The following is a 27,000-nucleotide window of genomic DNA, read 5'->3' as shown; positions in this document are numbered from 1 at the left end:
GGACATTTAGATGATTAATAGAATTATATGGAAGTTTTGAGTTTTATAGACATTGTTAGAATTGTCTGGCTAAAGAAGAATTTATTTATATATATATTTATTTTTACTGCGGTCGTTTCAGCCGGAGTATCCTTATTAATTCCTGAATACTATAAATCTTCAACTACCATTTTTCCTGTAAAATTATCTCAAGCTCCAGTCAACGAAACTGCTTTAAGAAGAGGGAATATTACCGATTTTGGAGAAACAGGGGAGGCCGAACAGGCACTCGAGATACTCAACTCCAATAGATTGATAGAAAGAATAATTGACAAGTTTGATTTGTACACACACTATGAAATTATTAAATCTGAGCCATTCGCACATACCTACGTGGTGAAGATGTTTAAATCAAATGTCAGTACTAAACGGAATAAATTCAATTCAATAGAAATTACAGTGGCAGATAAAGATCCTATGATGGCCTCGGATATTGCGAATTCAATTACTGCCTATTTTGATACCATTAAATACGAGGTTGTCCAGAAGAGAGCAAATGATTTAATTCAAAATCTCGAAAAAAATCAGGCTAACCAAAAAGTAGTACTTGATTCCATGAAAAAAATAATGGATACTTTTTCGATTAAAGGAGTGATGAGCCAGTTCCAAAGAGGTTATCTAATTCAGGCGTACGCTGAATCATCTCCAACAGAAAGAGCATCTCTCAAGAAGTTGGTGGAAGACAATATAAGGTACGGGGAGGATTTTGATAGACTGGAAAGAGTCTATGAAAAAGAAATTGAAAACCAAGTACTCATCAGTAAATTTTTGACCCAAACTAAAGCAGATGCAGAAATCCAATTTTCTCAAAAATTTGTAGTTGACCCTGCAATTCCTGCAGAGAAAAAGTATTTTCCTGTGCGTTGGTTAATTGTAATGATCAGTGTAATTTCTTCTTTTTTTATTGCATTAAGCCTCCTTCTTCTTAAAAACAAATGGCCTCAAATCAAGAAGCAGATAGAGTTAGGGAAATAAGTGGAGAGGTCCTTTCAGATCGCAGGATACTTTATTTCTGTATAGGATTTACTGCTGTATCGGTAGCGCTCATCTACTGGGATTTCCATTATGCATTTTTACTCCCAGTCATTTTTTTTGGCGCTGTATTGTTTTTTCTGAAGCCTGACCTTATTTGGTATGGGATAGCTATTTTAACACCACTGTCAATTAATCCTAATGATGTAGAATTAGGGAGTTTGAGTTTATCATTACCGGCTGAACCTTTGTTATTTCTTTTAGTCGTGCTATTAATTTATTATCTGTTTTCTCAAAAAGACATTGACACCTCCATCTTTACTCATCCGTTTAGCATCTTGATATATTTGTATCTCGTATGGATGCTGATCACCTCCATGACGAGTGTAAATCAGTTAGTTTCAGTAAAATATTTAATTGCTAAATGCTGGTTTATCTTTCCTTGCTATTTTTTTTCATATTTTTTTTTAAAAAATGAAGATAGGATAAGAATTTTTTTGAATCTATTTACTGTTGGAATGTCAATAGTAGCTTTCTATAATATTATTCATTTGTCAACACATCATTTTGAAGACAAACCTTCACAGTGGACCATGCAACCATTTTTTAAAGATCATGCAATTCTAGGTGCAGTTTTGGCCATGACAATTCCAGTTTCTTTCGCCTTAGTCAAATTAAATAGTAAAAATATATTAATCAGAAATTTCTTTATTTTTTTGATATTGGTTTTAATATTTTGTTTAATAATAACTTATTCCAGAGCTGCTTGGGTAAGTATCATTCCAGCTTTATTTCTTTATATTATTTTTAAGTTAAAGGTCAAATTCAGGTACTTATTGTTTGTTTTTTTATTGATCATTTTTTACCTGACTTATAATGTTGAGTCCATCATTAAAGACCTGGAACAAAATAAAGTATCGAGTTCAGATGATTTGGTAGAAAATTTTGAATCCATCACCAACATTTCTTCTGATCCTTCAAATCTCGAAAGAATCAACAGGTGGTCTTGCGCTTTGGCAATGTGGCAGGCGAAACCCTTATTCGGATGGGGCCCTGGGACCTATATGTTTGAATACGCACCTTTTCAATTGGCTCATAATTATACCATAATCAGTACCAATTTTGGAGATGTCGGAAATGCGCACAGTGAATATTTAGGCCCGTTGGCAGAAAGTGGAGTGTTGGGGTTTGTTTTGTTTCTGCTCATTTTTATAATGACATTTTACTACGCTTTTAGGGTCTATTATAAAGCCTATAATGGTAATGACAAGATTTATATCTCCACTGCTGCTTGTGCATTAATGACCTACTTTGTTCACGGGATATTAAACAATTACCTTGATACAGATAAGGCTTCTGTAATTTTTTGGTTTCTTATATCTGTATTGATATACTTTGACATTAAGTATAAGCGATTGAATGCTTAAGATTATCTTTTAGCAATTATTATAAGATTTGGAGAGAGAATTACATTTTTAGATGACCTTCCAGTACTATAGATTATAAGTCTGATAAAGATATTAATGAATGTCCACAACAAACTCCGAACAATTTCTTTAATAAATCCCTTTGTTGCCATTCTTGAGGGTAATGTTTGAATTTCTTTGAATCCCAGACTCAACATCAATTGATTAGCAGATTGGGCATTGAGATGGTTTTCGTGGGTAAAGTCCCCAAATGCATAAATGCTGTTAAATGGAGTGTCCATATTTGGCGTCCTGAAAATTATCCTTGCCTGATCATTCATCCTTGATTTGATCAAATCTAATAAAACCACTAATTCATCTTTAGTAAAATGTTCAATAATGTCCATACAGAATATTACATCATATTGGTCGGGGGTACTGTTAAGATATTCTATAGTTTCTGCATGTTTGACCTCTGTAATACCCAACTGATGAGCAAGCATTACTTGTTCTGCTGAAATATCTATCCCAATTATTTTAGTGTACCCAGCTAATTTGCAGGCGTGTAATAATGAACCATTCCCACAACCAATATCTAAAATTTGTAATTCTTTTTTATCTTGAATGAGTGGAAGAATTTCCTTTGAAAACCATTCACTTTCTTCAATGAATTTTTGAGAAAAGGAATGACGACCTGACTGGTTGACTTGATTAGTATTGTAATTCTGATATAACTTATTTCTGTAAGACAGCATACTATTTTATGAATACAATCCAAAGGTATGCATTGAAGCAGTTATTTCAACATCAAAATTTCAGATCGGTCGGATTTATTACTTGCAGGAATAATAGTAATTGAAATTACCATCAACCGCGCATACGGGACTGTTGCAATAAGGTATTGCCAAAATCTGTATATTTAGTTGGCTTACTTTAACTTGATCAGGTAAAATATTCTTAAAAAGTTTGGATGGAATGAAAGCATAGCGATACAATCCCTCGGCTTTTTCTTTCATCAGTAATTCTGGGAGATTGTTAATTGTGGCTAAATTACCATATCGATATTCTTTTCCATCACTTCCAATAGCTCTGATATAAACAGCAAACTGTTCCCTTAATTTGAGACTTTGCTTCTCTTCAATTCGGTGTGTATAATAGAATATAAAGGGTTCATCAGGTGAACTTAGTAGCTTGCCTTCCGGGTAATTGGGAAATGAATATATTTTGATGGTTTCAAACTTAGATGTGTCCGGTAAGTTGTACTTTTCTTTCGCTAATTGTTCGTATTTTATAAACAGATTATTCTGAACATGATTTACATCCGATGCAGAATTCTTATCTACCTTAAAAACCAACAATATAATTATACAATAATAAATTCTCATTTCTTCATCATTTAATACGACTGAAATGGTACAAATACTCTAAGTCTTCTACATTGTCAGACTCTTGTAGGCATTCCGGAGGAGGCTTCCTGAAGCTGTAAAGCAATCTATCCTCTTGTTCCGGGAATTCAGGGTTGATTAAAGCAATTGTATTTTTTAAAGTCCCATAACTTAAATCCAACAAGTAGGTTCCATTAAGATATACTAATGACCATGAGCCGTTTTGCGGTATAAAGTGGATGGAAGTTCCTGGGGCAATGAGGTATGTATTCTCATTGATACTCAAAGTAGAGGGGTTCATACCCAACATAATTTCAGTAATATCCTCCTTGTTGTTTAAAGTACTGGCCGGATCTATCATTTCAACTTTTTCAAGTTGCCATTCACCGACAAGAGCAGATGATATTTCTGAAATTCTATTATGATCTATTGGGGTTTTCGTGCAAGAAACGGTCATAGCTAAGGCAAACACAAATACCAAATTAGTGTAGGATTTCGGGGTGCAGGATTTTTTTACATTCCCTGAAACATTACTATAAAGTTGAGGTAATCCAATTCTTGTAAAAAGCATAAAACAAATTAAAACTATGATTTCAATTGTTTGAAAAACCACATTATACTCCAAATCTACAATTTAATTCCGTAAATGTTTAAAATATTTAGGAAAAGATTTGGCAAGTAGATAAAATAGAGAATATTAGTAAGTGTGGTTACTAAATCAAATCGAAATATTGCTTAATTTGAATTTTGCCCGATTCATTTTTATGGACAGAACATGCTGTATGAGTAGGGTCATGTTCTAAAATTATAATACTGTTATTTTTTACTGCGAGCTCAAGAAGTTGCAATTTTTCCTTAATTGCCTCTAAGGGTCTCACATCATATGCCATAATATAAGGTAAAGGGATATGGTAGCTAGATGGTATCAAATCAGCCGGGTAAAGGTAATTAACCCCATCAAAGTTGAATTCCAACACCATCATGGCTTCCGTATGGCCATTGCATAAATGAATGGCTATTTCTTCCGGCCAATTATCTTTATGGGGAAGTTGGTCAAAGAAATATAGCTGTCCAGCCTCCTTTAAAGGCATGAAATTTTCTTTTAGAAAGGAAGCCTTTTCGCGATCATTCGGATTGTTGGCCCAATCCCAATGAGTGGAATGAGTCCAATAACGGGCAAAAGGGAAAGTTGGGGAAAGTTCGCCATCCTTATTTCTTAAAACTGCGCCGCCACAATGATCAAAATGTAAATGGGTTAAAATGACATCTGTGATTTTCTCAGGTTGTATGCCTGCTTTTATTAAAGAGGGGATAAGGTCACCATCTCCATGAGGGGAGAAATGAGCTCTAAATTTTTCGTCTTGCTTATGCCCCATACCTGTTTCAACAAGAATGTTGCGATCTTCAGTTTGAATCAAAAGACACCTTAAGGCCCAGGAGCACATATTATTCTCATCAGGTGGATTAAGCTTTTGCCACATGGTTTTGGGAACCACTCCAAACATAGCACCGCCATCCAGTTTGAACATACCCGCATCAATTGGATAAATCTTTGTTATCATTTCAACTTATCTAATTCTTCTTTCAGTTGAATCATTTTAATCGCTGCATGTGCACAGTCGCTTCCTTTATTACCGTGTTTACCACCTGCCCTTGCTTTAGCTTGTTTTTTGTTTAGGGTGGTTAAGACTCCATTCAAAACAGGTTTGCCATACTTTAAGTTTAATTCATGAAAAGCCTTGGCAATGGAATGATTAATTATTTCGTCGTGTTGAGTCTCACCTTTTATAACACATCCAAGGCATATCACAGCCTGTGTCGAATCTTTCTCTAAATACCACTGTGCTGCCAGTGGAAGTTCGAAACTACCGGGTACTCTTCTAACGGTAACTGACTTTGTACCTATTCCGTGTAGTTTAAGTGTATTAAGACAGCCTATAAGTAAAGATTGTATTACATCCTCATGCCATTCGGCTGCAAGGATAACCAATCCGGGAATATTCCCCTCCTTAAGGTTTTTCGAAGAAGGAGACTTTCCTGACATATTTAAATTTTACTGAAGTTTGATGATGTATCGTTCAATATTGCTACCATCCGGAGAACTGGCATACTTTTCTTTGATTTCATTGAAAGCTTTTAAAGCTCCTTCTTTATCGCCTTGTTGTTCTTTTAATATTCCAAGTTTCTTGAGGTAAACCGGAGTCAAAAACTCATTTTTCCTTATTGTTGAAGCCTTTTCATAATTGGATATGGCCGAAGAAAAGTCGTTTAGGTTAGCATTTGCATCACCTAAAGATCCCCATTTTAAAATTGACATGACTTCTCCGTCGCCATCATAATCTTCAAAATATGCCTTAGCTTCCTGAAAATTACCTAAATTTAAATAACACATACCGGCATAGTATTTTGCCAGATTTCCAGCAGGGGTGCCACCAAAATTCTCAGCAATTTCTTTGAACCCTGAAAATCCCCCACCTGGGTTATTTAAGGCTAAATCAAAAGAGTCCTTTTCAAAAAGCATTTCAGCCTGATACATTTGTTCCAATGCATCTTTGTTTTGTGGCTCTATGTATAAGTACTTATATGCTAAATATCCACCTATAACCAGCGCTAATCCTCCTATACCTACGATAAGTAAGCTCTTATATTTTTCAAGAAAGTGCTCAGCCTGATGTTTTACTTCAGAGATATCCAAAATCGTTTCATCTGCTTTAGAGCTGCTGGAAGAAACAATATGTTTAGGTTGTGTCTGTGATCTGTATCCTTTTGCCATGGCTATTTTTTACAAAAACTTTGCAAAAATAATACGGCTTGACAATATAACTCAGTAAATCAGGATAAATTTAATAAACTATTGTCGTTCAATCTATGAGAAAAGGGTAGTCCTTTTGTACATAATTGTCATCATACAAGGCTTCAGGCAGTGGAAAAGGTGATTCCTCAGCAAATTTTATAGCTTCATCAATTTCTAACCTGATATCTTCTTGAATTTTATCAAGTTCTGCCTGGGAAGCGATTTTTTCACTTAAAATCCTCTGTTCAGTTACTATGATTGGATCTAGCGTTTTGTAGTGTTCTACCTCTTCTTTGGATCGATAATTTCCTGGATCAGAAACGGAATGGCCTCTATATCTGTAAGTCTTAATTTCTAAAAAATAAGGGCCGTTTCCTTTTCTACAATGGGATGCTGCCTTAGCTAGGGCTTCATGAACAGCGACAGGATCCATTCCATTTACCTGCTCCGAAGGCATGTCAAATGCTGATCCAATTTTATACAGCTCACTTACATTACTGGTCCGCTCCACACTGGTCCCCATTGCATAACCATTATTTTCCACAATGTAAATTACCGGCAACTTCCAGGTCATAGCCATATTAAAGGCTTCATAAAGAGCCCCTTGTCGAGCAGCACCGTCTCCAAACATGGTTACACATAGTAGACCAGAGTCTCTGTATTTTTCTGCAAAGGCGATGCCAGTCCCAATTGGAATTTGGGCACCTACGATGCCATTCCCTCCAAAAAATCGGTGTTCCCTCGAAAAGAAATGCATGGACCCACCCTTACCTTTTACACATCCTCCTGATTTGCCAAACAATTCAGCCATGCAGGAACTACTTGATAATCCTCTGCACAAAGCCAAACCGTGCTGGCGATAACCGGTCACCAAGGCATCCTCCTTTTTAATTCCCGTTACCAAGCCAGCTGCAATAGCCTCCTGACCAATATAAACATGGCAAAAGCCCCTTATTTTTTGTTGAGAATACATCATCAATGTACGTTCTTCGAACTTACGTACACGGACCATGGTCTCATACCAAAGTAGCCAGGTCTTCTTATCGTAGGTTATTTTTTTTGCTTCTTTTGAATTCGAAGGAGCATTTTTTTTAGTCAAGGTATCGGCCATGGATCCAAATTTGATGCAAAAATACGGCTTTAAGCTTAACTTCGCAACGCTTTTTAGCATCTTCATGATCCTTACGAATCTCAATTTAATTCAATTCAAAAATTTTAAAAATTTGTCCTACCCATGGCAGGATGGCATTAATTTTATAATTGGACCCAATGGAGCAGGAAAAACCAACATTCTGGATGCCATTTATTATTCCTGTATGACAAAGAGTTTTTTCAACTCTAATGATGGGCAAATGATTTTAAACGGAAAAGATTTTTTTAGAATGGAAGCCACTTGGCAGGATGAGGTTGAAACACATTTTCTGGTTGTAAAAATGGCCGAAAACAAGTTGAAAGAAGTAGAGTGGGATCTAAAAAAATACTTAAAGGCTTCGGATCATGTTGGGAAAATACCGGTAGTAATGGTAGTGCCGGATGACATTTTTACTTTTATCCATGATTCTGAAGATCGAAGGAAGTTTATCAACCAGACTTTAATCCAGGTGGATCATCAGTATCTAATGCATCTTCTTCAGTATAATCGACTTCTAAAGCAAAGAAATGCTTCTTTAAAGCTTGCGAAAAGTTCTCAACATACAGACTACCATCTTCTGGATAGTTATCATCAGGGAATGAATCTTTCTGCAAAATACATATATGAAAAGCGTAGGGATTTTCTAGTGCAGTTGAATCCTTTGCTCGATCAATTTTCATTAAAAATCAGTAAAGGTTTACAAAATTCATACATGGAGTACACTTCTGATGCGGCTGAAGATTTGATTTCCAAGTGGCAAAGAGAATATCCTAAGGATCTATTGTTGGCCAGAACACATTCTGGAATTCATAAAGACCAATTGATACCTTTCTTTAATGAAAAAAAATTAAAGGAATATGGGTCACAGGGACAAATTAAAACTTTGTTGCTTGCACTCAGATTGGCCCAATATCGGTATCTTTATAAATATTCTGGTAAAAAGCCAGTGATGTTGCTCGACGACCTTTTTGCAAAACTTGATTCATCAAGGATTGAGTCGCTCTTGGATGTCTTGATTGAGGAACAAATTGACCAATGTTTTATTACAGATAACCATCCAGAGCGCGCCAAAAATTTAGCATCCAAAATAAATTCAAAATCAAACATTGTTTATCTCAACGATGGTAATTTAGCGCCTTATGAAACGGACTAACGATCAGAAACTGGCAGATGTATTAGGTGACTTTGCCAATCAGGAACTATTTAAAAATAAATTGATTCAGAAACGCATTGAAAATATTTGGTTTGAACTTTTTGGAAGTTTGTCAAATGGTTATACAGAAAAAATAATCTACAGGAATAAAATCCTTAGCATTTATGTGAATTCCTCTAACCTCAGGGCTGATTTATCAATGAACAAAAAACAAATTCTTGATAAGCTAAATGAGCATTTGAAGGAAGATTTAATTCTTGAGCTCAATTTTCGTTAATCCATTAATCATTTGGACTTAAATCGTTCCAATAATTTCTAGAATTTTATTATTTAATTGAGAGATGGATTCGGGAATTCTCCATTTTGATTTGTCCCTTGGTTCGACATAATTCGAAATACTTCTGATTGAAATAAAAGGGATGTCTCTCATTCTGCAACCGTAAAATACAGCAGCACCTTCCATGCTTTCCACATCCGCTTTAAATCTCGATTTAATTCTCGAAATATTTTCGGCTTCACCGCTCACAGTATTAACAGTCAGGCCTTTAACCTTTGGGATGTCAAGAGTGATGGGGGAGTCCTTTGTTTTAATCCATCCGTCCTCAAAGGGATATTGCCCGGCATCTAGTAATCTCAATTGAAACAAATCAGAAAAGCTACCATCTTGTTCTTCAGCCCCCAAATCTGCCCAGCATTCCGCAATTACTTCTACTAAAGAACCAAGCTCATATTCTTTATTGAATGACCCTGCTAAGCCTGCATGGACTACTAAGTGGATGTTTTTGAGCTCTGCCCGGCCCAAAGCAAATGACATCATAGGACTGCCTACACCGCCAACCAGCGTGAAAATGCGATTTGACCGATATGAAAATTCCGACAGGGAAGCTAATTCGTTTTGTTTTTCTAAAAACTGAAGTGTCGGGAGGATTTCAAAAACCGTTGCAGATAATAAAAGTATATTCAAAGCGATTGTTGATTTATGGTAAAAACAATCCACCGGTTTGGCTTCCTACCATCTCAAAAATGGTTCCCATGTCTTCGGGTCTGTTAATGAAATCAAGCTTATCTGCATCGACAATCAGCAAGGGACTTTGATCATATTTTTCAATCCATTGGTCATACCGAAAGTTAAGTTTTTTGAGATAGTCTAAACTCATGTTTCCTTCATATTCCCGACCCCTGGATTGAATGTGATTTACTAAGGTAGGGATGGAAGCTTTTATATAAATCATCAAATCAGGTGGCTTTATTGTGCTCATCATGATTTGGAATAAAGTAAAGTAGTTTTCATAATCACGGGCGTTCATAAGTCCCATTTCATGAAGATTGGGAGCAAATATATAGGCATCCTCATAAATTGTGCGATCTTGGATGACAGATTTATCTCCTGAATGTATTTGTATCAGCTGTTGAAAACGAGAATTTAAAAAATAGATTTGAAGATTAAAGGACCAGCGTTCCATATCATAATAAAAATCATTCAAATATGGGTTGGTATTGGCATCTTCATAATGCACATCCCAATTGAACTGCTTGCCTAAAGCCTCGCTTAGGCTGGTCTTGCCGGCACCTATATTTCCAGCAATGCCAATATGCTTTAGGATAGGGGTTTTGTTTTCTGTCATTGGATATTCAAGGTTCTGGCGATCAAATCAAGTCAAATATCCAAATAATCTACATATTATTAGTGAATCCATTAATTTTACTTTTGAATTAGCAAGGCATAAAAATGGAAGAGATCATTGAGTTGAGGAATATTGGTAAAAGGTATATGATGGGGTCTGAAATAATTGATGCCTTAAAGGGTATTAACCTAAAAGTGAATAAAAACGAGTATTTGGCTTTGATGGGACCATCAGGAAGTGGCAAGTCTACTTTAATGAATCTTATAGGATGTCTCGACAGTCCTACCTCTGGAGAATATATTTTGCATGGGGTTGATGTGAGTAAGATGACCGATGGTGAATTGGCTGAGGTCCGAAATAAAGAAATTGGATTTGTTTTTCAGACATTTAATCTTTTACCTAGAATGAGTGCTTTGGAAAATGTCGCTCTTCCTTTGATTTATGCAGGTCTGAATAAGGAGGATAGACAGCTAAGAGCAAAACAAGTGCTGGAAGATGTGGGTCTTATAGACAGAATGACCCACAAACCAAATGAGCTTTCAGGCGGACAACGACAAAGAGTTGCTATTGCAAGAGCGCTTGTAAATAATCCTGCCATTATCCTTGCAGATGAACCGACAGGAAATCTTGATTCAAAGACCTCCCTTGAAATTATGAATATTTTGGAAGAAATCCACATGAAAGGGAATACCATCATACTTGTCACTCATGAACCAGATATAGCCAAATTTGCTAAAAGGGTGGTAAGACTTAAAGATGGAATGATAGAAAGTGATACTAGTCAATAACGACACATTAAAATTCATGTCCGATGAAAATTTACACTAAAACAGGTGATAAAGGCGAAACCTCATTATTCGGTGGCAAGAGAGTGCCCAAGGATGATGTAAGGGTAGAAGCTTATGGAACAGTAGATGAGCTAAATTCAAATATTGGGCTATTGATGTGTTATATTAATCAGGAAAAATCTTTAAAATTTTTACAAATAGTTCAAAATGAGTTATTTGTACTAGGTTCTTTAGTGGCTGCCGATCCAGGTAAAAGTAACTTAAAGCTTCCTCCGTTCAAAGTCGAAGCCATCAAAATGGTTGAATTGGAGATAGATATGATGGACACTTTTCTTGAACCACTCAAATTCTTTGTTTTACCGGGCGGGTCTAAAGGAATTGCAATGGCTCATGTTTGTCGCACAATATGTAGAAGGGCAGAACGCAGACTGGTAAGTTTGAACCATTTGGAAACAGTCAATCTTGATTTAGTAATATATTTAAATCGTTTATCTGATTATTTTTTCACATTGTCAAGATATATTGCTCAACAAGAAGGAATTAGCGAAAAACCCTGGATTCCGGAGAAATGATAGCAATTAGTCCTTCCCAGTATTATAGGGACAATGTCTGCAGCCGGATCGACAACAATAACCTCTCCTTAAATGGTAAACAGCAGTAAAAACCACAAATCCGTTCTCAAGATAATAGTCTTCACAGATGTCACTGCATTTAGATTCCGGATCAGACAATGACTTTTGCGGATTTGAGTTGTTTGTATTCATAGATCCAATAAACTCCAAAAAACATACATGAATAGAATAAAGTACCTGCCAATTCATTCATAAAAAATGGGATTGCAGCTATAAAACAGGCACTTAAACCAGCCAGATCAGAGGAGTATAAAATAGAACCGACCCATACTGCGAAATTGGAGAAAACAAAGAAAATTAATGAGCTCATGATACTCAAACCGATAATTTTTGTTGGATTATACCCATAGGCAGTAAATAGCTTATTGGCAAAAAAAATGATCAGGAAAGAGGTGAAAAACCATTCAAAACCAGAAGACAACCATTGGATAGTATCTGAAGGATATACCATATTGTTTATAACCAGGTCTGCCAAAAAGTAACCGAAGAGTAAGACCAAGCCTGCAATATTCTTTCTAATTACAACCGCACCGAATAAAAAGCCTGCTAAAGAGGAGGTAAAATTAGGAGCATGAGGGATTAATCTGGAAACGATAAGGCTAGTTGTTATTCCAAATATTAGAATCCATTCCTTTTTTGACATGTTGAAGATTTAGAAGCAAAATTAATCTTATTATGTATTTCGAAGTCATTCATTCCAAATGAATACTTTTGCAACAACAAAGATAACGACAAAGGATAATATGTTTTTAGAAAATGCCCGAAATGGGAATAATGCTGGGTGGGTGTACTTTTTAACTATCTTATTGTGTTTTCTGGCCGCAACATTAAGCGCTTTCTTAATTGCTGAATACACTTATATTGACCCTTTAGAGCGCAATAAAACTTTGGTTAGCCTATTATTACCCTTTTGTTTTATTTTGGCTGAACTTATTTTTTGTGTAAGGTATTTACACCGAAGACCAATTTTAAGTTTATTCACTGCATTCAAAAAACTTAGACTTCAAAGAATTTTCTTCAGCTTTTTTGTTTGGTTTTGTTTAATGGGAATTGCTGAACTTGTTGCTTCATTTGTTTTTAAACTAGAATACCAATTTAAATTTGATTTTTCAGCATTTCTCATTTTAGTTAGTATAAGTTTCAGTTTATTATTGATTCAGTCTTTGACTGAAGAATTGTTTTTTAGAGGGTATGTAATGCAGGGACTTTACCTTCTATTTTCTAACAAGTACTTACCGGTGATTGTAAGTGCAGTTTTTTTTGCATTCATGCATGGCGGAAATCCTGAAAATGAACAATTTGGTTATGGTTTAATGTTTGGATACTATTTTATTTCCGCAGTGTTTCTCGGTTTTATCACAGTCGTTGATCAAGGCCTGGAACAAGCCATCGGCATACATGCAGCCACAAATATTTATGGAGCTGTTATAGTAGGTTATCAAGGTGCGATTTTACAAACAGATTGTCTTTGGATGACCAAAGATCCTGATGGAAAAATCATGGTTTTATTGTCGCTTTTCATAATGGCAGCCTATTTTTTTATATCCAGATACTATTTGAAATTTTTACCGATAAAGTATTTGTTCTCTAAAAATAAAATAAATGTTCTTGAGTAAGCATTTCTTCGTTTTTTATTTTTTTTTGGTTACTGAATTGCTAAATGGTCAACCTGATCGATGGCAATTGCGAGTGAATTACCTAATGAATATTAGTCTTGATGATAAGATTCATATGATCTCAGGCGACCAGAAGCTGACGATATTTAATACAAGTCCTGATACTTTAAAAAAATTATACTACCATCTATATTTTAATGCATTTCAACCTGGGAGTGATATGGATATTCGTTCTCGAACAATTATTGACCCTGACAAAAGAATTGGAGGTAGGATAGCTACTCTCAAAGCGGAAGAAATGGGTTACCACCAGATAAATAGGATTGCACAGAAAGGTAAGTCACTAAACTTCAAAGTTGAAGGAACAATAATGGAAGTAACGTTGATCGAACCTATTATGCCTTCGGATTCGGAAAAAATTGTGATAAATTTTGAAGCTCAAGTACCTGTACAAATTAGACGAACAGGTAGAAATAATAAAGAAGGTGTAGATTATTCCATGGCACAATGGTATCCAAAATTATGTAACTATGACCTACATGGATGGCACACACCGCCTTATATTGCAAGGGAGTTTTATGGTCCTTGGGGAGATTTTACAGTAAATATTAAGCTGGATGAAAAATATTGTGTTGCAGCTACCGGATATCTACAGAATTCAAAAGAATGTGTTTGGCCATTAGATTCTCAAAATCGATCCGGAAAAAAAAGAGTTTGGCAATTTTATGCACCGATGGTTCATGATTTTGTTTGGGCAGCTGACCCAGATTACATTCATGACATTTACACCCGTAAGGATGGGAAGCAATTGCATTTTTATTACTTGAAGGACAATCCATACATAAAATCCTGGAAGGACTTGCCAGCTATAATGGATACCGCCCTTGATTATGCACAAAAGCATTTTGGAGAATACCCGTACCTGTCATATTCTTTTATCCAAGGTGGTGATGGCGGAATGGAGTATCCATTGGCTACATTGATCACGGGAAATCGACCATTACACAGCCTGGTCGGTGTGTGCCTCCATGAATGGATGCACAGTTGGTATCAAATGTTGCTCGCTTCCAATGAGAGTCTTTATCCTTGGATGGATGAAGGTTTTACTTCCTATGCGGAAGACTTAATTTCGAATTATATAAAGTCTAAAGGGCTCTTGCCCGGATTTAAAGCTGAAGAGCAATCCTTTCAGGAAACGATGAAAGGATACAGAGAATTTGTGGCTTCAGGCAGAGAGGAAGCTTTATCCACCCACGCGGATCATTATACAACCAACATGGCTTATGGTATGGGTTCTTACACAAAGGGCGCGCTTTGTCTTCTTCAATTGCGATACATTATGGGTGAGCAAACTTTTAACAATGCGTTACAAATTTATTATTCTACATGGAGGTTTAAGCATCCTAACGCGGATGATTTTTTTCGAACGATGGAAAAAGTATCTGGGCTGGAACTTGATTGGTTTAAGGAATATTGGGTTTTTACTACCAAAACCATTGATTACGCCATTGAAGGGATAGAAAGTGAAGGGAGGAGTTCAAAGCTGATATTAATGAGAAAGGATCTCTTTCCAATGCCTGTAGATTTGGAAATCAAACTTAAAAATGGAAAAAGCATATTTTATACCATTCCATTGGATTTGATGAGAGGGAATAAAGATCTTTTGGATATTAAATGGGAGGTAGCCAAACCTTGGCACTGGGTGAATCCTATTTATGAATTGTCTTTGGATATACCAAAAAGTAAGATATTGTCAGTGGTTTTGGATCCATTTCACCAGTTGGCAGATATCCATCCAGAGAATCAAATTTACAATTCTGATCCAGAATAAATTTCCTTGTGCCTGATTAATAAAGCAGGAAATATTTTAAAAATATTTATTTAAAATTTTTGGTAATAAAAGTGAACGAAACTATAAAAAGGTACGATCTTGTGGCACCATTTTTATTTTATCAAGCAAACAAAACGGACAATCATGTTGATTTTCAGTATTGTATCGACCGTATTGCTTACCTGTACGGTTTTGTCATTGTGGCAAGGCAAAAGTTCCTTTAGAAAGGGATAAGCCACTGGTAACCAAAACTCAACTCACTTTTTAAACCCAAATGGCCTTATTTGGGTTTAAACATCAGTTTTTGCCAAGATGACAGATGTAAAAGATGCTTTCTTACCTACCGAAAGTGGAGCTTTCAGAATTTATAGTTATGCTTTTGACGACCCTAACAATCCTCATATTGCATTAGTAACCAATGATTTGGATCTATCCGAGCCCATTTGGTTGCGTATTCACTCAGAATGTCTGACCGGTGATGTATTTGGTTCTTTGAGGTGTGACTGTGGATTTCAACTTCGTAAAAGCCTCGATCTTATTCAACGTTTTGGTGGTATGTTAATATACCTGAGACAAGAGGGAAGAGGAATTGGTTTGCATAACAAGATTGGTGCTTATGCATTACAGGATGAAGGTTATGATACCATTGAAGCCAATCATAAGTTGGGCTTTGGTTCTGATTTAAGAAACTACGAACCAGCGGTTAAGATTTTAAAAGAATGGAATGTCAACCGGGTCAGGTTAATATCTAATAACCCTTTGAAGAAATTATATCTGGAAACGCACGGAATTGAAATAAGCGAATTATTTCCAATGATCAAACCTGTCGATCCTTATAATGAAGCCTACCTTAGAACAAAAAGAGAAAAAATGGGACACCACTTACCACAGGAATAGTATGGATCAAGAAGAACTTTCAAGAGCCTTTTTGGGACTCGTCAAGATCATGGATGAATTAAGGGAAGGGTGCCCCTGGGACCGAAAACAAACCTTCCAAAGTTTAAGAAGTCTTACAATAGAGGAAACTTTTGAGTTGGCGGATGAAATCATTAAAGAGGACTTTAGAGGAATTAAAGAGGAATTGGGGGATGTGCTTTTACATATTATTTTTTATTCCCGAATTGGATCTGAGGGAAATCACTTTAATCTTCTGGAAGTTATTGAAGGAGTTTCAACGAAATTGGTTAACAGACACCCACATATCTATGGTGATGTGAAAGTTGACAATGAAGAAGATGTAAAGAAAAATTGGGAAAAAATTAAACAAAAAGAAAAGAAAACAGGTCTTTTAGCTGGTGTTCCAAGGTCCCTTCCTGCCATGATTAAAGCTTTAAGGCTTCAAGAAAAAACAGCTCAAGTGGGCTTTGAATGGGATCATATTGATCAAGTAAAAGCAAAAGTAGACGAGGAAATGAATGAGCTGCAAACGAACCTTCAAAACAACTGCGCCATTGAAGAAATTGAAGATGAATATGGAGATTTACTTTTTGCTTTAATTAATTACGCCCGCTTTCTCAAAATAGACCCTGAAACAGCGCTTGAAAAAACAAATCGTAAATTTATCCGAAGGTTTGAATACATTGAACGCCTTGCGAAAAGGCCACTTACCGAAATGAGCCTGCAAGAAATGGATCAATTGTGGGAGCAAGCAAAGCAAAATGAATAACTTTTAAGCCGATTTTTCTTTTGTTTGTCTTTTTTAAATTAATTCTGAAATTAAACCAAGCTTTTACTTTTAAAACGTTTTTACAAACGACATTTTATACCCATTTGGACTAAATATTTTCTCATTATCAAATATTTATCTATATTTGCCCCGCTAAAACTGATCTTCGGGATCACATTTGGTAACTTATATATACTTTTACAATGAGTGCTTATTTAACTAAAGAAAAAACAGAGGAAATTTTTAACCAGTATGGTGGGTCAGCTACGAATACCGGTTCAAGTGAAGGCCAAATCGCCTTGTTTACTTACAGAATCCAGGCTTTGTCGGATCACCTCAGGACTAACAGAAAGGACTTTTCCTGCAAAAGAACTTTGCTAAACCTGGTAAGTAAAAGAAAAAAACTCCTCAATTATCTTCACAGCAACGATCTGGAGAGATACAGAAAAATCCTCGACCAATTAGGCCTAAGAAAATAATACAAACTCTTGTTTTTCAATAGTTTGTTATCTCTTTTAGTCTGCTTAAGGCTTGCTTTTTCAATTTTAATGAGCTTCACTTGGGCGAGTGATTAATTAAATTATATTAAAGACAATTATCATGGGATTACAAATTCCTTTTTCCACCTCCTTTAATTTACCTGATGGAAGGGTAGTTACCCTTGAGACTGGAAAACTGGGGACACAAGCTGATGGATCGGCTGTTGTGCGATGTGGAGACACCATACTTTTTGCGAGTGTTGTTTCAGCAAAAGAACCTAGAGAAAATCAGCCTTTCTTTCCACTCTCTGTAGATTATCAAGAAAAGTTCGCTGCAGCAGGTCGTATTCCAGGTAATTTTTTCCGTCGCGAAACTAAATTGAACGACTACGAAATTCTCATATCCAGGTTGGTAGATAGGCCGATACGTCCTTTATTTCCAGATGGATACATGAATGAAACACAAATCATAATCACTTTACTTTCAGGTGAAAAAGATACCTTGCCAGACGTCTTTGCCGCACTCGCAGCTTCAACAGCACTTGTTTGCTCAAATATTAACTGGGACGGACCAATTTCATCTGTTCGAGTAGCGAAGATCAAGGGAGAATTTGTAATTAACCCAGCCAAAAGCGCACTTATTGAAGCCGATTTGGATATCATCGTTGCTGCCACTGAAAAAAATCTTATGATGGTGGAAGGTGAAGCCAATGAATGTTCTGAACACGATATGATTGAGGCCATTAAAATAGGCCATGAAGCCATCAAAGTACAATGTAAAGCACAATTGGCCCTAGCTGCTCAATTGGGAGAAAAAGTCTCTGTCAAACGAACGCTTACCCCTAAAGCAGAAGACCTGGAGGTGAAAGTTGCTATTGAAGCAGCACTTACCGATTCGATCAATAAGGTTGCAGCATCGTCTTTGGATAAATCAAGTCGTAAAGAAGCTTTTGATAAGATTTACAAAGATTACAAAGAGGCTCTTCTTGCAGAAAAAGGGGAAGAGTATATGGCTGAAAAAAAGACATTTGTTGAATATTATTTCGATAAGCTAAAGAAAAGTTTGGTTCGAAAAATGGTCTTGGAAACCGGAAAACGTCTGGATGGAAGGTCAAGTACTCAGGTACGACCAATTTGGTCAGAAATTGATTGTTTGCCTGCTCCCCATGGAGCTTCTATTTTTAATAGAGGTGAAACTCAGTCTTTAACGACAGTCACTTTGGGAACAAAGGATGATGAAATGATGATTGATACGGCATTGGATCTTTATGATGAGAAATTCTTTCTTCACTATAATTTTCCTCCGTTCTCTGTCGGAGAGGCTAAACCCATGAGAGGTCCGGGTAGAAGAGAGGTAGGACATGCCAACTTAGCAGGGCGTTCATTGCGCAAAGTTATGCCCCAAAATTTTCCATATACAGTTAGAATTGTATCGGATATTTTAGAATCAAATGGATCTTCTTCAATGGCAACGGTATGTGCAGGCTCACTTGCACTCATGGATGCTGGAGTTCCCATCAAATCGGCAGCCTCAGGGATTGCAATGGGAATGATAGCCGAAGATGGAAAATTCGCGATACTTTCTGATATTTTAGGAGATGAGGATGCTTTAGGGGATATGGACTTTAAGATTACGGGTACACGCAAAGGTATCTGTGGTACGCAGATGGATATGAAAATTGACGGACTGTCCTATGAATTGCTTGAGCAGGCATTGCTTCAGGCAAAGGAAGGGAGAATTCATATTTTGGACAAAATGGATGAAACTATTTCAACTCCTAAATCTGATTTCAAGCCTCACGCACCGCGAATTGTGGAAATGATCATAGAAAAGAGTTTTATCGGACCGGTAATTGGCCCTGGAGGAAAAATAATTCAGGAAATGCAAGCCAAGACAGGAACCAAAATTAATATAGAGGAAGTCGGGGATAAAGGGGTTATCAATATTGCAAGTAATAATAAGGAAGCCATCGAAGCCGCTGTTGCGATGATCAGAGCTATAACTTTTGTGCCACAGGTAGGAGATGTTTTTGATGCTAAGGTTGTAACAATTATGCCTTTTGGTGCATTTGTCGACTTTTATGGTAAGAGTGGATTGGTGCATATCAGTGAAATCACGCATGCCAGATTGGAAAAAGTAGAAGATGCATTGAAGGTTGGGGATTCAATTAAAGTGAAATTAATTGGCACTGATCCTAAGACCGGAAAACTACGATTGTCCAGAAAAGTACTGTATAATAAGGATGGAAGCCTTATAGATGCGGTAAATTAATTTCAACACAGGATATTTTATTTTTCAAAGCTTTCCCGTGCGGAAACTTTTTAGCTACTTTTTTGCTTATATAACAGTAAGCTCAAATTAGCTATGCGTCAACTCAAAATATCTCAAAAAATCACCAATCGCGAAAGCGAAGCCTTAGAAAAGTATCTGACAGAAGTTTCCAGACTTGATGTGCTTACACCCGAGGAAGAAGTAGAATTAGCCAAACTGATTAAGCTGGGAGATCAGGAGGCACTTGATAAAATGGTAACTTCCAACTTGCGTTTTGTAGTTTCAGTTGCAAAACAATATCAAAACAATGGACTTTCACTGAACGACTTAATCAATGAAGGTAATGTCGGTTTGTTGAAAGCTGCTAAGAGATTTGACGAAACCAAGGGATTTAAGTTCATAACTTATGCTGTTTGGTGGATTCGACAAGCCATATTGCAAGCCATTGTTGAAAATAGCCGTATGATTCGACTTCCTTATAATAAGGTAAGTCTTGTTAAACAAATAAATACGGCACACCAGGAATTTCTTCAGAGCAATGAAAGAGAACCCAGTCCAGAGGAATTGGGTGAGATTTTACACATGGATGCGGTGGCTGTTGAAAGTATTTTAGCATCAGGTGGCAGACACAGTTCTTTAGATGAACCTTTGGGAGGCGATGGAGAGAATCTTGCGCTTCTTGATTTATTGGTAGATGAAAATCAGGAGAGTCCCGATTTACGATTGCTGGATGAATCTTTAAAGAATGAGCTAAAATCAGCAATGGGTAATCTGGCTCCAAGAGAAAGAGAGGTCATTACAGCAATTTTTGGACTCGATGGTCAGGGAAGTAAAACCCTTGAAGAGGTATCCAGGCTATACAATATGTCTATAGAGCGCATCAGACAAGTGAGAGAGCACGCATTCCGCAGATTGAAGAGGAATTTTAACAGGTCGAGTTATAAACATTATAGCTAGTTTTTAATTATTTGATGGACTAGTTTTTGTCATATCTAAAAAAGATATAACTTTGACCACATGACGGTTAGAAATCAGATTAGACTAATAGTATATCGAATGCATGAGAAGGGTTTAGAAATTCTTTTACTGCAACAACCTCCTAATCAAAGTCAGGTAAATTTTGTTGAAGGCCAATATAATTTAGACCATCAGACTCTATCTCAGATTGATACAGTCATTCAATTTCAATCAGAAGGTCCTGATGGTAAAAATGTCCATAATGTGGCCATCGAAGGAGACTATCACGATATTCCCCGAATAAGAAGTTTGATCAGTCAGGATATTAATCTCGTAAAAGGTAAAATCAAGGATTTGTTACCAGATCTTAGCTCAGGAGTTTACATGGCTTCCAAGGAAGCTTTCAAAAAGGTTCTTCCGCATGAATATTCTGCTTTAAAAGAGCTCAAGGATATCATACTCGACCGGAATCTGGTCAAAAATATTTAAGGCTTTTAGAAAATGTTGGAACCTGAAAAAGTCTGTCTTAGCAGTACAAATTTTAATTTTAAAAATCAACGTTCTCTCTACCACGGTAAAGTTCGAGACGTTTATGATCTTGGGGAAGAATTGTTGATGATAACCACCGATCGCATTTCAGCATTTGACTGTATATTACCCAGGCCTATTCCTTATAAGGGGCAAGTTTTGAATCAGATTGCCTGTTACTTTTTGGATGCAGTTAAAGACATTTGCCTGGTCTGGTTAAAGTCCAGTCCTGATCCAAACGTATCTATTGGAATTAAGTGTACGCCGATTCCGATAGAATTGGTTGTTCGAGGATTTTTAGCTGGACATGCCTGGCGAACCTATAAATCAGGAAAAAGGGAGCTTTGCGGGGTCACTTTACCAGAAGGAATGCAAGAATCAGATGAATTCCCTGTTCCAATCATCACCCCCACAACAAAAGCATCCGCCGGACACGATGAGGATATTTCTTATGAAGATATCTTGAATAGAGAAATTATCTCAAAAAGTGAGCTAGATAAAATATACGACATAAGCCTAAAGCTTTTTCGGAGAGGTCAGGATATGGCTGCCGGCAAGGGGTTGATTTTAGTGGATACCAAATACGAATTTGGTTACAGTGGAAATGAATTGGTGTTGATGGATGAGATTCATACTCCCGACAGTTCAAGATACTTTTTGTCAGAAGGTTATCACGAAAGACAACAGAGTGGAGTGGCACAGATTCAGTTATCAAAAGAATTTGTTCGAGAATGGTTAATGAGCCATGGTTTTCAAGGAAAAGATGGTCAACTTATGCCCCACATGCCAGATTCATTTGTGTGGGAAATCTCCAGGAGGTACATTGAATTGTTTGAAAAAATTACCGGTAAAATATTTGAAAAACCTGTGATGGAAGATGTTAAAGAACGGATAGGTCAGCATCTTGTTGATCTTCTTGCTTAATCCTCTTCACCAATTAGCATGTTCATTTTAAGGTTTTTAAGTTCTGAAAGGTCATGGGCTTGATTGTTTTTGGAACAGATTTCAATCCCTTGTTCGATAATGTCCATTCCCTCATTTTTTTTATCTAATTTGAAGTAAGCTTTTGCGAAATGATAATAACAACCAGTATATTTTGGATCTTTTGCAATCAATTCTCCATATAATTCCAAAGCACGATGGTAGTTACCCAATGTTTCATATTCTTTTGCAATGGCAAATAAGATGAAACTGCTTGTAGGGTCATTCTCAAGAAGTTGTAATAAAGTGTCTAGCCTGTTCATATTTTTGGAAATGTATCACAAATTAAACACATATCTTTGTCAGTCTAATTTTATCTATGAATCTTTTAGTTTGTATTAGTAAAACACCGGACACTACGTCCAAAATCAGTTTTGATGCCACGGGAACACGTTTAATTGAAGAAGGTGTTCAATTTATTATGAACCCCTATGATGAATGGTATGCTTTAGTGAGAGCATTGGAATTAAAAGAGAAATTTGGTGGTCAGGTTCATGTGGTACATGTAGGGACTTCAAATTCGGAAATGATTATGAGAAAAGCTTTGGCAATAGGAGCGGATGCAGCATTTCGAGTGGACAAAGAACCCTTAGATTCAATGGATACGGCTAATCAACTGGCTGCTTTTGCCAAGACAAAAAATTATGACATTGTTTTTCTTGGTAAAGAAACAATTGATCATAATGGTTCAGAAATGGGGGCCATGCTTGCTGCTTTGCTTAATTTGCCTTTCATTTCTTATGCGAATCATTTAGAGTTGGATGGAACCAAGGCAACTCTTGATGTTGAAATAGAAGGAGGGATAGAAGTACTTGAGGTAAATGTTCCATTTGTAATATCTGCGGCAAAAGGGATGGCCGAACAACGTATCCCTAATATGAAGGGTATTATGGATGCCAAGAAGAAACCCTTGGAAGTAATCGAAGCGATTTCAAGCATTCAAAAAGTGGGGATAAGCCGCTTCGAACAACCTCCGGTTAAGACTTCTGTTCGTATGATAGATCCTTCCAACATTGATGAGTTGGTGACTGTATTAAAAGAAGATTTAAAAATTATTTAATCACTTGTATGATCTTAGTTTTTGTAGAACATATTGATTTTCAACCAAAGAAAAGTAGTCTAGAAGCTTTGAATTTTGCTAATTCCCTTTCCACAATTGATTCAGGGGAAGTAAAGGCAATTTATTTGGGCACACGCGAGCTTTCAATTAATTTAGGGGTTTTCGGAGTTAAAGAAGTTTATCGCATAGATTGTGAGCATAATTGTGGAAGTGATCAAATTGCTGCAGTTTTATCTGATGCAATAGGGAAACTGAGTCCAAAATATTTTATGCTCAGTCATTCAAGTTTGGGAAAAACGATCGCTGGTCAAATTGCTGTTAAGAGTGGAATGGGATTGATATCCGGGGCTGTTGGAGTGGTTAAAGAAGAGAAAGTAAAGTTCAGAAAAACGGTCTTTTCAGGAAAGGCTTATGCTTATTACGGTTTCAATGAAAATGGAGGGATTGTAACGGTTGTGCCCAACAGCATTTCGGCGGAGTCCTCTTCAAACGAATTAGCACAATACAGTACTCTTAATCTTACAATACCTCAGTCTCAAATTAGGTCTGTTGAAAAAAAATTGGTCAAAGGTAAAACCCCTTTAGCCGAGGCGACAATTGTTGTTTCAGCCGGAAGAGGGATGAAAGATCCTTCGAATTGGGGAATGATTGATGAACTGGCTGATCTTTTGGGAGCCACGACGGCTTGTAGCAGGCCGGTAGCTGATGTGGGATGGAGGCCCCATCATGAACATGTAGGACAAACAGGAATAGCTATCAGACCCAATGTTTATATTGCCATTGGGATTTCTGGCGCTATCCAACATCTTGCCGGGGTAAACAATTCGCGTAACATCATCGTTATTAACAAAGATCCTGAGGCTCCATTTTTTAAGGCTGCTGATTATGGGATTTGCGGAGATCTTTTTGAAGTGGTACCAAAACTAAATGAAGCCATCAGAAAGGCAAAATCTGTTTAAATAAAACCACTTTTTTTTTTGAAAAATAACTTTTATTATGGGGTCTGACCAAATGCGTAAAATCGAACTTGAAATCATCGCATTGTCACACAGTGTGACGCAGACTCAGAATTATGCGGTGGTGTTGGGTGAAGTGGAAGGAAACAGGAGACTCCCTATTGTGATTGGGGGGTTTGAGGCTCAAGCTATTGCTGTTGTTCTGGAGCGTATGAATCCAAACAGACCGCTCACTCACGATTTATTCAAGAATGCTTTGTCCTCATTCGGTGTTGAAATCAAAGAAATTATTATCAACGATCTCGTGGAAGGGATTTTCTTTTCAAAGTTAATTTGTGAAAAGGACGAAGAAAGTATAGAAATCGACTCCCGCACCTCAGATGCTTTGGCTATGGCAGTAAGGTTTAATTGTCCTATTTATACGTATGAATTTATAATGGAAAGTGCAGGCGTTATTCTTGAAGATGTAGAAGATCAGGTAAAAATAGGAGGGGCGCCAAAACCCGGAAGATCTGAAACAAGTTTCGAAAGATATTCCACAGAAGAATTAAATAAAATGCTCCAGCAAGTACTTGGAGACGAGGATTATGAAAAAGCTGCAAAGATTCGAGACGAAATTAATAAAAGAAAATAGGGATTATTAATATCTCCATTTTTTCAAAAGCATCTTAATATTGGAATGGAGTTTTAAAAAACACTACATTCTTCCCATTGCAAAAATTTGAAATTTCCTTAGAATGATTGGGTGTCCCAGTTATTTCTTCCTTTATAATTAGAAGTTATTTGTAATCCTGTTTCCTATATCCAAGTTTGACAAATGAAACATTTCTTAATACAGCACTTTCTGTTTTGTTCATCCAAATCTTTTGAATAGAGTTTCCCTTTTATAATTTGGAAAGTAAAAGTTAAAATTGCTTGAATTTTATTTTGTTCAATGTTTCGCAAACATGGTTGACCATGGATTCATTTATGTCTAAATGAGTCACCAATCGAATAGATCGTTTTCCAAATCCGGTACAATTAATTTCATGATCTCGTAAAGTCTTTATAAAGAGGTCGGTAGAAATATATTCTGAAAGATCAAAGATGATAATGTTTGTCATAACCGGTATTACTTTACTGACATAGGTTTGCTTTAAAAGTGTTTCTTCAATTTTTTTAGCGTGAATGTGATCTATTTGAAGTTTTTCAATATGATGATCAAGAGCATAAATACCCGCCGCTGCAAGCACTCCAACCTGTCGCATTCCTCCTCCCATGGCCTTGCGGATTCTGCGACACTCATCAATGAATGACTTGTTGCCTATCAGGACAGAGCCAACAGGAGCTCCAAGTCCTTTAGATAGGCAAATTGAGATAGAATCTACTAATGGTCCTACTTGAATTGAGGTGTAATTGGACGCGATCATAGCGTTAAAAATACGCGCCCCATCAAGATGGAGGTTTAGGTTGTTTTTTCTACATGAACGGGAGACATCTTTCAGTTGTTCTAAACTGTATGCTTGCCCTCCGGCACGATTGACAGTATTTTCGATGACAACTAATTTAGTTCTGGGTAGCCAATCAAACTTTGCCTTGATATTATCTTCAATCATGTTTCCATTCAAGATCCCATTTTCTCCATGCAATATATTTACCGCAATTTGACTGTGAAAAGCATAGCCGCCTACTTCAAATTGAAATACGTGAGAGTGCACATCACAGAGCATTTCATCTAATGGTTTGGTGTGTCCTTTTATGGCAATTTGGTTAGCCATGGTTCCGGAAGGACAGAATAAGCCAGCTTCATAACTAAACATATCTGCTAGCTTTTCCTCAAGTTTTATAACTGTTGGATCTTCTTTGAAAACATCGTCACCTACTTCTGCTTCTATCATAGCCTTAAGCATCGCAGTGGTGGGTTTTGTTACAGTATCGCTGATAAGATTGATTCTATAGCTCATTTTAATTTTGTTGCATTATTTAAAAATATTAAAGAAATCAGTCAACTTTGTCATTCCGTAATTGACCTAAAATCAAATGCAAAGTATGAATAAAGTGGTAAATGGAGCTGATGATGCAACAAAGGATATTAAAAGTGGAATGACGCTAATGCTGGGTGGCTTCGGCTTGTGCGGCATTCCTGAAAATTGTATTGCTGCATTGGTGCGCATGAAATTGAATAATTTAGTGTGTATTTCAAATAATGCAGGAGTAGATGATTTTGGCCTTGGCTTGCTTTTGCAACAAAGACAGATAAGAAAGATGATATCTTCTTATGTTGGAGAGAATGACGAGTTCGAGCGTCAAATGCTTTCTGGTGAATTGGAAGTGGACCTCATACCTCAAGGAAGTTTGGCTGAGCGGTGTAGAGCTGGAGGTGCGGGGATACCAGCTTTTTTTACACCTGCAGGTTATGGTACTGAAATTGCCAAAGGAAAAGAAGTTCGTATTTACAACGGGAAGCCTCATATACTGGAGACTGCATTAACCGCTGATTTTGCCATTGTTAAGGCTTGGAAAGGGGATACCTACGGTAATTTAATTTATAAGGGAACAGCACGAAATTTTAATCCCATGATGGCCATGGCAGGAAAAATTACCATTGCTGAGGTAGAAGAATTAGTAGAGCCCGGGGAGTTAGACCCAAATATGGTGCACACACCAGGAATATTCGTACAGAGAATTTTTCAGGGAACTAATTACGAAAAGCGTATTGAACAAAGGACTATTCGCCCAAAATCTTAAA

32 protein-coding genes are annotated in these 27,000 nt (G+C 36.7%); 19 read left to right on the top strand and 13 right to left on the bottom strand.

What is annotated here, in order from left to right; translation table 11 throughout:
* The first annotated feature begins 27 nt into the window (after positions 1-27).
* Together IPJ53_10350 and IPJ53_10345 are read left to right on the top strand one after the other, a co-directional pair.
* Positions 28-1,014, top strand: coding sequence for a hypothetical protein (locus tag IPJ53_10350; GenBank protein MBK7799505.1), 987 nt, complete (start codon positions 28-30; stop codon positions 1,012-1,014).
* Complete coding sequence (locus tag IPJ53_10345; protein MBK7799504.1) at positions 975-2,438, top strand: O-antigen ligase family protein; 1,464 nt, start codon at positions 975-977, stop codon at positions 2,436-2,438. The genes IPJ53_10350 and IPJ53_10345 overlap by 40 nt, the downstream gene beginning before the upstream one ends.
* Before the next feature lie 2 nt (positions 2,439-2,440).
* On the opposite strand, the gene IPJ53_10340 is transcribed toward IPJ53_10345, so the two are convergent.
* From IPJ53_10340 to pdhA, 7 genes are all read right to left on the bottom strand, one after another.
* Positions 2,441-3,172, bottom strand: coding sequence for a methyltransferase domain-containing protein (locus tag IPJ53_10340; protein ID MBK7799503.1), 732 nt, complete (start codon positions 3,170-3,172; stop codon positions 2,441-2,443).
* Positions 3,173-3,250: 78 nt separating this feature from the next.
* Entirely contained in the window at positions 3,251-3,802 is a 552-nt protein-coding gene (locus IPJ53_10335) for a hypothetical protein (GenBank protein MBK7799502.1), read from the bottom strand.
* 7 nt (positions 3,803-3,809) lie between these two features.
* Positions 3,810-4,373: a hypothetical protein gene (locus IPJ53_10330; GenBank protein ID MBK7799501.1), complete on the bottom strand. Its 564-nt coding sequence runs from the start codon at positions 4,371-4,373 to the stop codon at positions 3,810-3,812.
* Between the two features lie 142 nt (positions 4,374-4,515).
* Positions 4,516-5,364 carry an MBL fold metallo-hydrolase gene (locus IPJ53_10325; protein MBK7799500.1) on the bottom strand — a complete coding sequence of 283 codons (849 nt, stop codon included), beginning with the start codon at positions 5,362-5,364 and terminating at the stop codon, positions 4,516-4,518.
* Complete coding sequence (locus IPJ53_10320) at positions 5,361-5,846, bottom strand: 6,7-dimethyl-8-ribityllumazine synthase (GenBank protein MBK7799499.1); 486 nt, start codon at positions 5,844-5,846, stop codon at positions 5,361-5,363. The genes IPJ53_10325 and IPJ53_10320 overlap by 4 nt, the downstream gene beginning before the upstream one ends.
* A 9-nt stretch (positions 5,847-5,855) precedes the next feature.
* Positions 5,856-6,575 carry a tetratricopeptide repeat protein gene (locus IPJ53_10315; protein MBK7799498.1) on the bottom strand — a complete coding sequence of 240 codons (720 nt, stop codon included), beginning with the start codon at positions 6,573-6,575 and terminating at the stop codon, positions 5,856-5,858.
* A gap of 88 nt (positions 6,576-6,663) precedes the next feature.
* Complete coding sequence (gene pdhA / locus IPJ53_10310) at positions 6,664-7,707, bottom strand: pyruvate dehydrogenase (acetyl-transferring) E1 component subunit alpha (GenBank protein MBK7799497.1); 1,044 nt, start codon at positions 7,705-7,707, stop codon at positions 6,664-6,666.
* Between the two features lie 64 nt (positions 7,708-7,771).
* Here pdhA and recF point away from each other — a divergent pair, with 64 nt between their 5' ends.
* Together recF and IPJ53_10300 are read left to right on the top strand one after the other, a co-directional pair.
* Positions 7,772-8,881: a DNA replication and repair protein RecF gene (gene recF, locus IPJ53_10305; GenBank protein ID MBK7799496.1), complete on the top strand. Its 1,110-nt coding sequence runs from the start codon at positions 7,772-7,774 to the stop codon at positions 8,879-8,881.
* A complete protein-coding gene (locus IPJ53_10300) occupies positions 8,868-9,158 on the top strand; it encodes a DUF721 domain-containing protein (GenBank protein MBK7799495.1) in 291 nt (96 codons plus the stop codon). The genes recF and IPJ53_10300 overlap by 14 nt, the downstream gene beginning before the upstream one ends.
* 18 nt (positions 9,159-9,176) lie before the next feature.
* Here the strand turns inward: IPJ53_10300 and mqnB are convergent, their stop codons facing one another.
* Positions 9,177-9,845: a futalosine hydrolase gene (gene mqnB, locus IPJ53_10295; protein MBK7799494.1), complete on the bottom strand. Its 669-nt coding sequence runs from the start codon at positions 9,843-9,845 to the stop codon at positions 9,177-9,179.
* 13 nt (positions 9,846-9,858) lie between these two features.
* Complete coding sequence (locus tag IPJ53_10290; protein MBK7799493.1) at positions 9,859-10,506, bottom strand: deoxynucleoside kinase; 648 nt, start codon at positions 10,504-10,506, stop codon at positions 9,859-9,861.
* A 113-nt stretch (positions 10,507-10,619) separates the two neighbouring features.
* Between IPJ53_10290 and IPJ53_10285 the strand changes: the two genes are divergently transcribed.
* Complete coding sequence (locus tag IPJ53_10285) at positions 10,620-11,294, top strand: ABC transporter ATP-binding protein (GenBank protein ID MBK7799492.1); 675 nt, start codon at positions 10,620-10,622, stop codon at positions 11,292-11,294.
* Between the two features lie 23 nt (positions 11,295-11,317).
* The gene (locus IPJ53_10280) at positions 11,318-11,866 is read left to right on the top strand and encodes a cob(I)yrinic acid a,c-diamide adenosyltransferase (GenBank protein ID MBK7799491.1); all 549 of its coding nucleotides are present in this window, start codon (positions 11,318-11,320) and stop codon (positions 11,864-11,866) included.
* 6 nt (positions 11,867-11,872) lie between these two features.
* Here IPJ53_10280 and IPJ53_10275 read toward each other — a convergent pair whose 3' ends face one another.
* Together IPJ53_10275 and IPJ53_10270 are read right to left on the bottom strand one after the other, a co-directional pair.
* Positions 11,873-12,058, bottom strand: coding sequence for a hypothetical protein (locus tag IPJ53_10275; GenBank protein ID MBK7799490.1), 186 nt, complete (start codon positions 12,056-12,058; stop codon positions 11,873-11,875).
* Positions 12,018-12,569 (bottom strand): hypothetical protein, encoded by a 552-nt coding sequence (locus tag IPJ53_10270; GenBank protein ID MBK7799489.1) that lies wholly within the window; start codon positions 12,567-12,569, stop codon positions 12,018-12,020. Before IPJ53_10270 ends, IPJ53_10275 begins: the two co-directional genes overlap by 41 nt.
* A gap of 58 nt (positions 12,570-12,627) precedes the next feature.
* Between IPJ53_10270 and IPJ53_10265 the strand changes: the two genes are divergently transcribed.
* The 9 genes from IPJ53_10265 (at position 12,628) to IPJ53_10225 (ending at position 22,199) form a co-directional block, all read left to right on the top strand.
* On the top strand, positions 12,628-13,542 hold the full coding sequence (locus IPJ53_10265; GenBank protein MBK7799488.1) for a CPBP family intramembrane metalloprotease: 915 nt from the start codon (positions 12,628-12,630) through the stop codon (positions 13,540-13,542).
* Positions 13,529-15,373 (top strand): M1 family metallopeptidase, encoded by a 1,845-nt coding sequence (locus tag IPJ53_10260; GenBank protein MBK7799487.1) that lies wholly within the window; start codon positions 13,529-13,531, stop codon positions 15,371-15,373. Before IPJ53_10265 ends, IPJ53_10260 begins: the two co-directional genes overlap by 14 nt.
* Positions 15,374-15,685: 312 nt before the next feature.
* A complete protein-coding gene (gene ribA / locus IPJ53_10255; protein ID MBK7799486.1) occupies positions 15,686-16,270 on the top strand; it encodes a GTP cyclohydrolase II in 585 nt (194 codons plus the stop codon).
* Position 16,271: 1 nt separating this feature from the next.
* A complete protein-coding gene (gene mazG, locus IPJ53_10250; GenBank protein MBK7799485.1) occupies positions 16,272-17,039 on the top strand; it encodes a nucleoside triphosphate pyrophosphohydrolase in 768 nt (255 codons plus the stop codon).
* A 203-nt stretch (positions 17,040-17,242) separates the two neighbouring features.
* Positions 17,243-17,518, top strand: a complete 276-nt coding sequence (rpsO, locus tag IPJ53_10245) for a 30S ribosomal protein S15 (GenBank protein ID MBK7799484.1) — start codon at positions 17,243-17,245, stop codon at positions 17,516-17,518.
* Between the two features lie 121 nt (positions 17,519-17,639).
* The gene (gene pnp / locus IPJ53_10240) at positions 17,640-19,790 is read left to right on the top strand and encodes a polyribonucleotide nucleotidyltransferase (GenBank protein ID MBK7799483.1); all 2,151 of its coding nucleotides are present in this window, start codon (positions 17,640-17,642) and stop codon (positions 19,788-19,790) included.
* A gap of 93 nt (positions 19,791-19,883) precedes the next feature.
* Complete coding sequence (locus tag IPJ53_10235; protein MBK7799482.1) at positions 19,884-20,747, top strand: RNA polymerase sigma factor RpoD/SigA; 864 nt, start codon at positions 19,884-19,886, stop codon at positions 20,745-20,747.
* Between the two features lie 60 nt (positions 20,748-20,807).
* Positions 20,808-21,236, top strand: a complete 429-nt coding sequence (locus IPJ53_10230) for a hypothetical protein (protein MBK7799481.1) — start codon at positions 20,808-20,810, stop codon at positions 21,234-21,236.
* Between the two features lie 12 nt (positions 21,237-21,248).
* Positions 21,249-22,199, top strand: a complete 951-nt coding sequence (locus IPJ53_10225; protein MBK7799480.1) for a phosphoribosylaminoimidazolesuccinocarboxamide synthase — start codon at positions 21,249-21,251, stop codon at positions 22,197-22,199.
* On the opposite strand, the gene IPJ53_10220 is transcribed toward IPJ53_10225, so the two are convergent.
* The gene (locus IPJ53_10220; protein MBK7799479.1) at positions 22,196-22,519 is read right to left on the bottom strand and encodes a CDC27 family protein; all 324 of its coding nucleotides are present in this window, start codon (positions 22,517-22,519) and stop codon (positions 22,196-22,198) included. The two genes, IPJ53_10225 and IPJ53_10220, sit on opposite strands and share 4 nt — an antisense overlap.
* 56 nt (positions 22,520-22,575) lie before the next feature.
* Here IPJ53_10220 and IPJ53_10215 point away from each other — a divergent pair, with 56 nt between their 5' ends.
* The 3 genes from IPJ53_10215 to IPJ53_10205 are packed head-to-tail and all read left to right on the top strand — an operon-like array spanning position 22,576 to position 24,906.
* Complete coding sequence (locus IPJ53_10215; protein MBK7799478.1) at positions 22,576-23,316, top strand: electron transfer flavoprotein subunit beta/FixA family protein; 741 nt, start codon at positions 22,576-22,578, stop codon at positions 23,314-23,316.
* A gap of 8 nt (positions 23,317-23,324) precedes the next feature.
* Complete coding sequence (locus tag IPJ53_10210) at positions 23,325-24,275, top strand: electron transfer flavoprotein subunit alpha/FixB family protein (GenBank protein ID MBK7799477.1); 951 nt, start codon at positions 23,325-23,327, stop codon at positions 24,273-24,275.
* Positions 24,276-24,327: 52 nt separating this feature from the next.
* Entirely contained in the window at positions 24,328-24,906 is a 579-nt protein-coding gene (locus IPJ53_10205) for a bifunctional nuclease family protein (protein MBK7799476.1), read from the top strand.
* A 271-nt stretch (positions 24,907-25,177) separates the two neighbouring features.
* Here IPJ53_10205 and IPJ53_10200 read toward each other — a convergent pair whose 3' ends face one another.
* Positions 25,178-26,215, bottom strand: coding sequence for an aminotransferase class I/II-fold pyridoxal phosphate-dependent enzyme (locus IPJ53_10200; GenBank protein ID MBK7799475.1), 1,038 nt, complete (start codon positions 26,213-26,215; stop codon positions 25,178-25,180).
* An 85-nt stretch (positions 26,216-26,300) separates the two neighbouring features.
* Between IPJ53_10200 and IPJ53_10195 the strand changes: the two genes are divergently transcribed.
* Positions 26,301-26,999 (top strand): CoA transferase subunit A, encoded by a 699-nt coding sequence (locus IPJ53_10195; GenBank protein MBK7799474.1) that lies wholly within the window; start codon positions 26,301-26,303, stop codon positions 26,997-26,999.
* The last annotated feature ends 1 nt before the right edge of the window (position 27,000 follow it).

Source organism: Candidatus Vicinibacter affinis, from assembly GCA_016714365.1.
GTDB lineage: Bacteria > Bacteroidota > Bacteroidia > Chitinophagales > Saprospiraceae > Vicinibacter > Vicinibacter affinis.
The sequence above is the reverse complement of the archived record's forward strand: the minus strand, read 5'-3'. Positions and strand labels throughout refer to the sequence as shown.

Bases quoted from the DNA above. Each gene is read 5' to 3' on its own strand.
- IPJ53_10280 (MBK7799491.1), top strand. From the start codon at position 11,318: ATGAAAATTTACACTAAAACAGGTGATAAAGGCGAAACCTCATTATTC.
- IPJ53_10345 (MBK7799504.1), top strand. From the start codon at position 975: ATGGCCTCAAATCAAGAAGCAGATAGAGTTAGGGAAATAAGTGGAGAG.
- pdhA (MBK7799497.1), bottom strand. From the start codon at position 7,707: ATGGCCGATACCTTGACTAAAAAAAATGCTCCTTCGAATTCAAAAGAA.
- IPJ53_10275 (MBK7799490.1), bottom strand. From the start codon at position 12,058: ATGAATACAAACAACTCAAATCCGCAAAAGTCATTGTCTGATCCGGAA.
- IPJ53_10340 (MBK7799503.1), bottom strand. From the start codon at position 3,172: ATGCTGTCTTACAGAAATAAGTTATATCAGAATTACAATACTAATCAA.
- rpsO (MBK7799484.1), top strand. From the start codon at position 17,243: ATGAGTGCTTATTTAACTAAAGAAAAAACAGAGGAAATTTTTAACCAG.
- IPJ53_10350 (MBK7799505.1), top strand. From the start codon at position 28: ATGGAAGTTTTGAGTTTTATAGACATTGTTAGAATTGTCTGGCTAAAG.
- IPJ53_10210 (MBK7799477.1), top strand. From the start codon at position 23,325: ATGATCTTAGTTTTTGTAGAACATATTGATTTTCAACCAAAGAAAAGT.
- IPJ53_10290 (MBK7799493.1), bottom strand. From the start codon at position 10,506: ATGACAGAAAACAAAACCCCTATCCTAAAGCATATTGGCATTGCTGGA.
- IPJ53_10220 (MBK7799479.1), bottom strand. From the start codon at position 22,519: ATGAACAGGCTAGACACTTTATTACAACTTCTTGAGAATGACCCTACA.
- IPJ53_10330 (MBK7799501.1), bottom strand. From the start codon at position 4,373: ATGCTTTTTACAAGAATTGGATTACCTCAACTTTATAGTAATGTTTCA.
- IPJ53_10215 (MBK7799478.1), top strand. From the start codon at position 22,576: ATGAATCTTTTAGTTTGTATTAGTAAAACACCGGACACTACGTCCAAA.
- IPJ53_10235 (MBK7799482.1), top strand. From the start codon at position 19,884: ATGCGTCAACTCAAAATATCTCAAAAAATCACCAATCGCGAAAGCGAA.
- mazG (MBK7799485.1), top strand. From the start codon at position 16,272: ATGGATCAAGAAGAACTTTCAAGAGCCTTTTTGGGACTCGTCAAGATC.
- pnp (MBK7799483.1), top strand. From the start codon at position 17,640: ATGGGATTACAAATTCCTTTTTCCACCTCCTTTAATTTACCTGATGGA.
- IPJ53_10230 (MBK7799481.1), top strand. From the start codon at position 20,808: ATGACGGTTAGAAATCAGATTAGACTAATAGTATATCGAATGCATGAG.
- IPJ53_10270 (MBK7799489.1), bottom strand. From the start codon at position 12,569: ATGTCAAAAAAGGAATGGATTCTAATATTTGGAATAACAACTAGCCTT.
- IPJ53_10225 (MBK7799480.1), top strand. From the start codon at position 21,249: ATGTTGGAACCTGAAAAAGTCTGTCTTAGCAGTACAAATTTTAATTTT.
- recF (MBK7799496.1), top strand. From the start codon at position 7,772: ATGATCCTTACGAATCTCAATTTAATTCAATTCAAAAATTTTAAAAAT.
- IPJ53_10205 (MBK7799476.1), top strand. From the start codon at position 24,328: ATGCGTAAAATCGAACTTGAAATCATCGCATTGTCACACAGTGTGACG.
- IPJ53_10315 (MBK7799498.1), bottom strand. From the start codon at position 6,575: ATGGCAAAAGGATACAGATCACAGACACAACCTAAACATATTGTTTCT.
- IPJ53_10335 (MBK7799502.1), bottom strand. From the start codon at position 3,802: ATGAGAATTTATTATTGTATAATTATATTGTTGGTTTTTAAGGTAGAT.
- IPJ53_10200 (MBK7799475.1), bottom strand. From the start codon at position 26,215: ATGAGCTATAGAATCAATCTTATCAGCGATACTGTAACAAAACCCACC.
- IPJ53_10195 (MBK7799474.1), top strand. From the start codon at position 26,301: ATGAATAAAGTGGTAAATGGAGCTGATGATGCAACAAAGGATATTAAA.
- ribA (MBK7799486.1), top strand. From the start codon at position 15,686: ATGACAGATGTAAAAGATGCTTTCTTACCTACCGAAAGTGGAGCTTTC.
- IPJ53_10325 (MBK7799500.1), bottom strand. From the start codon at position 5,364: ATGATAACAAAGATTTATCCAATTGATGCGGGTATGTTCAAACTGGAT.
- IPJ53_10300 (MBK7799495.1), top strand. From the start codon at position 8,868: ATGAAACGGACTAACGATCAGAAACTGGCAGATGTATTAGGTGACTTT.
- IPJ53_10260 (MBK7799487.1), top strand. From the start codon at position 13,529: ATGTTCTTGAGTAAGCATTTCTTCGTTTTTTATTTTTTTTTGGTTACT.
- IPJ53_10265 (MBK7799488.1), top strand. From the start codon at position 12,628: ATGAATACTTTTGCAACAACAAAGATAACGACAAAGGATAATATGTTT.
- IPJ53_10320 (MBK7799499.1), bottom strand. From the start codon at position 5,846: ATGTCAGGAAAGTCTCCTTCTTCGAAAAACCTTAAGGAGGGGAATATT.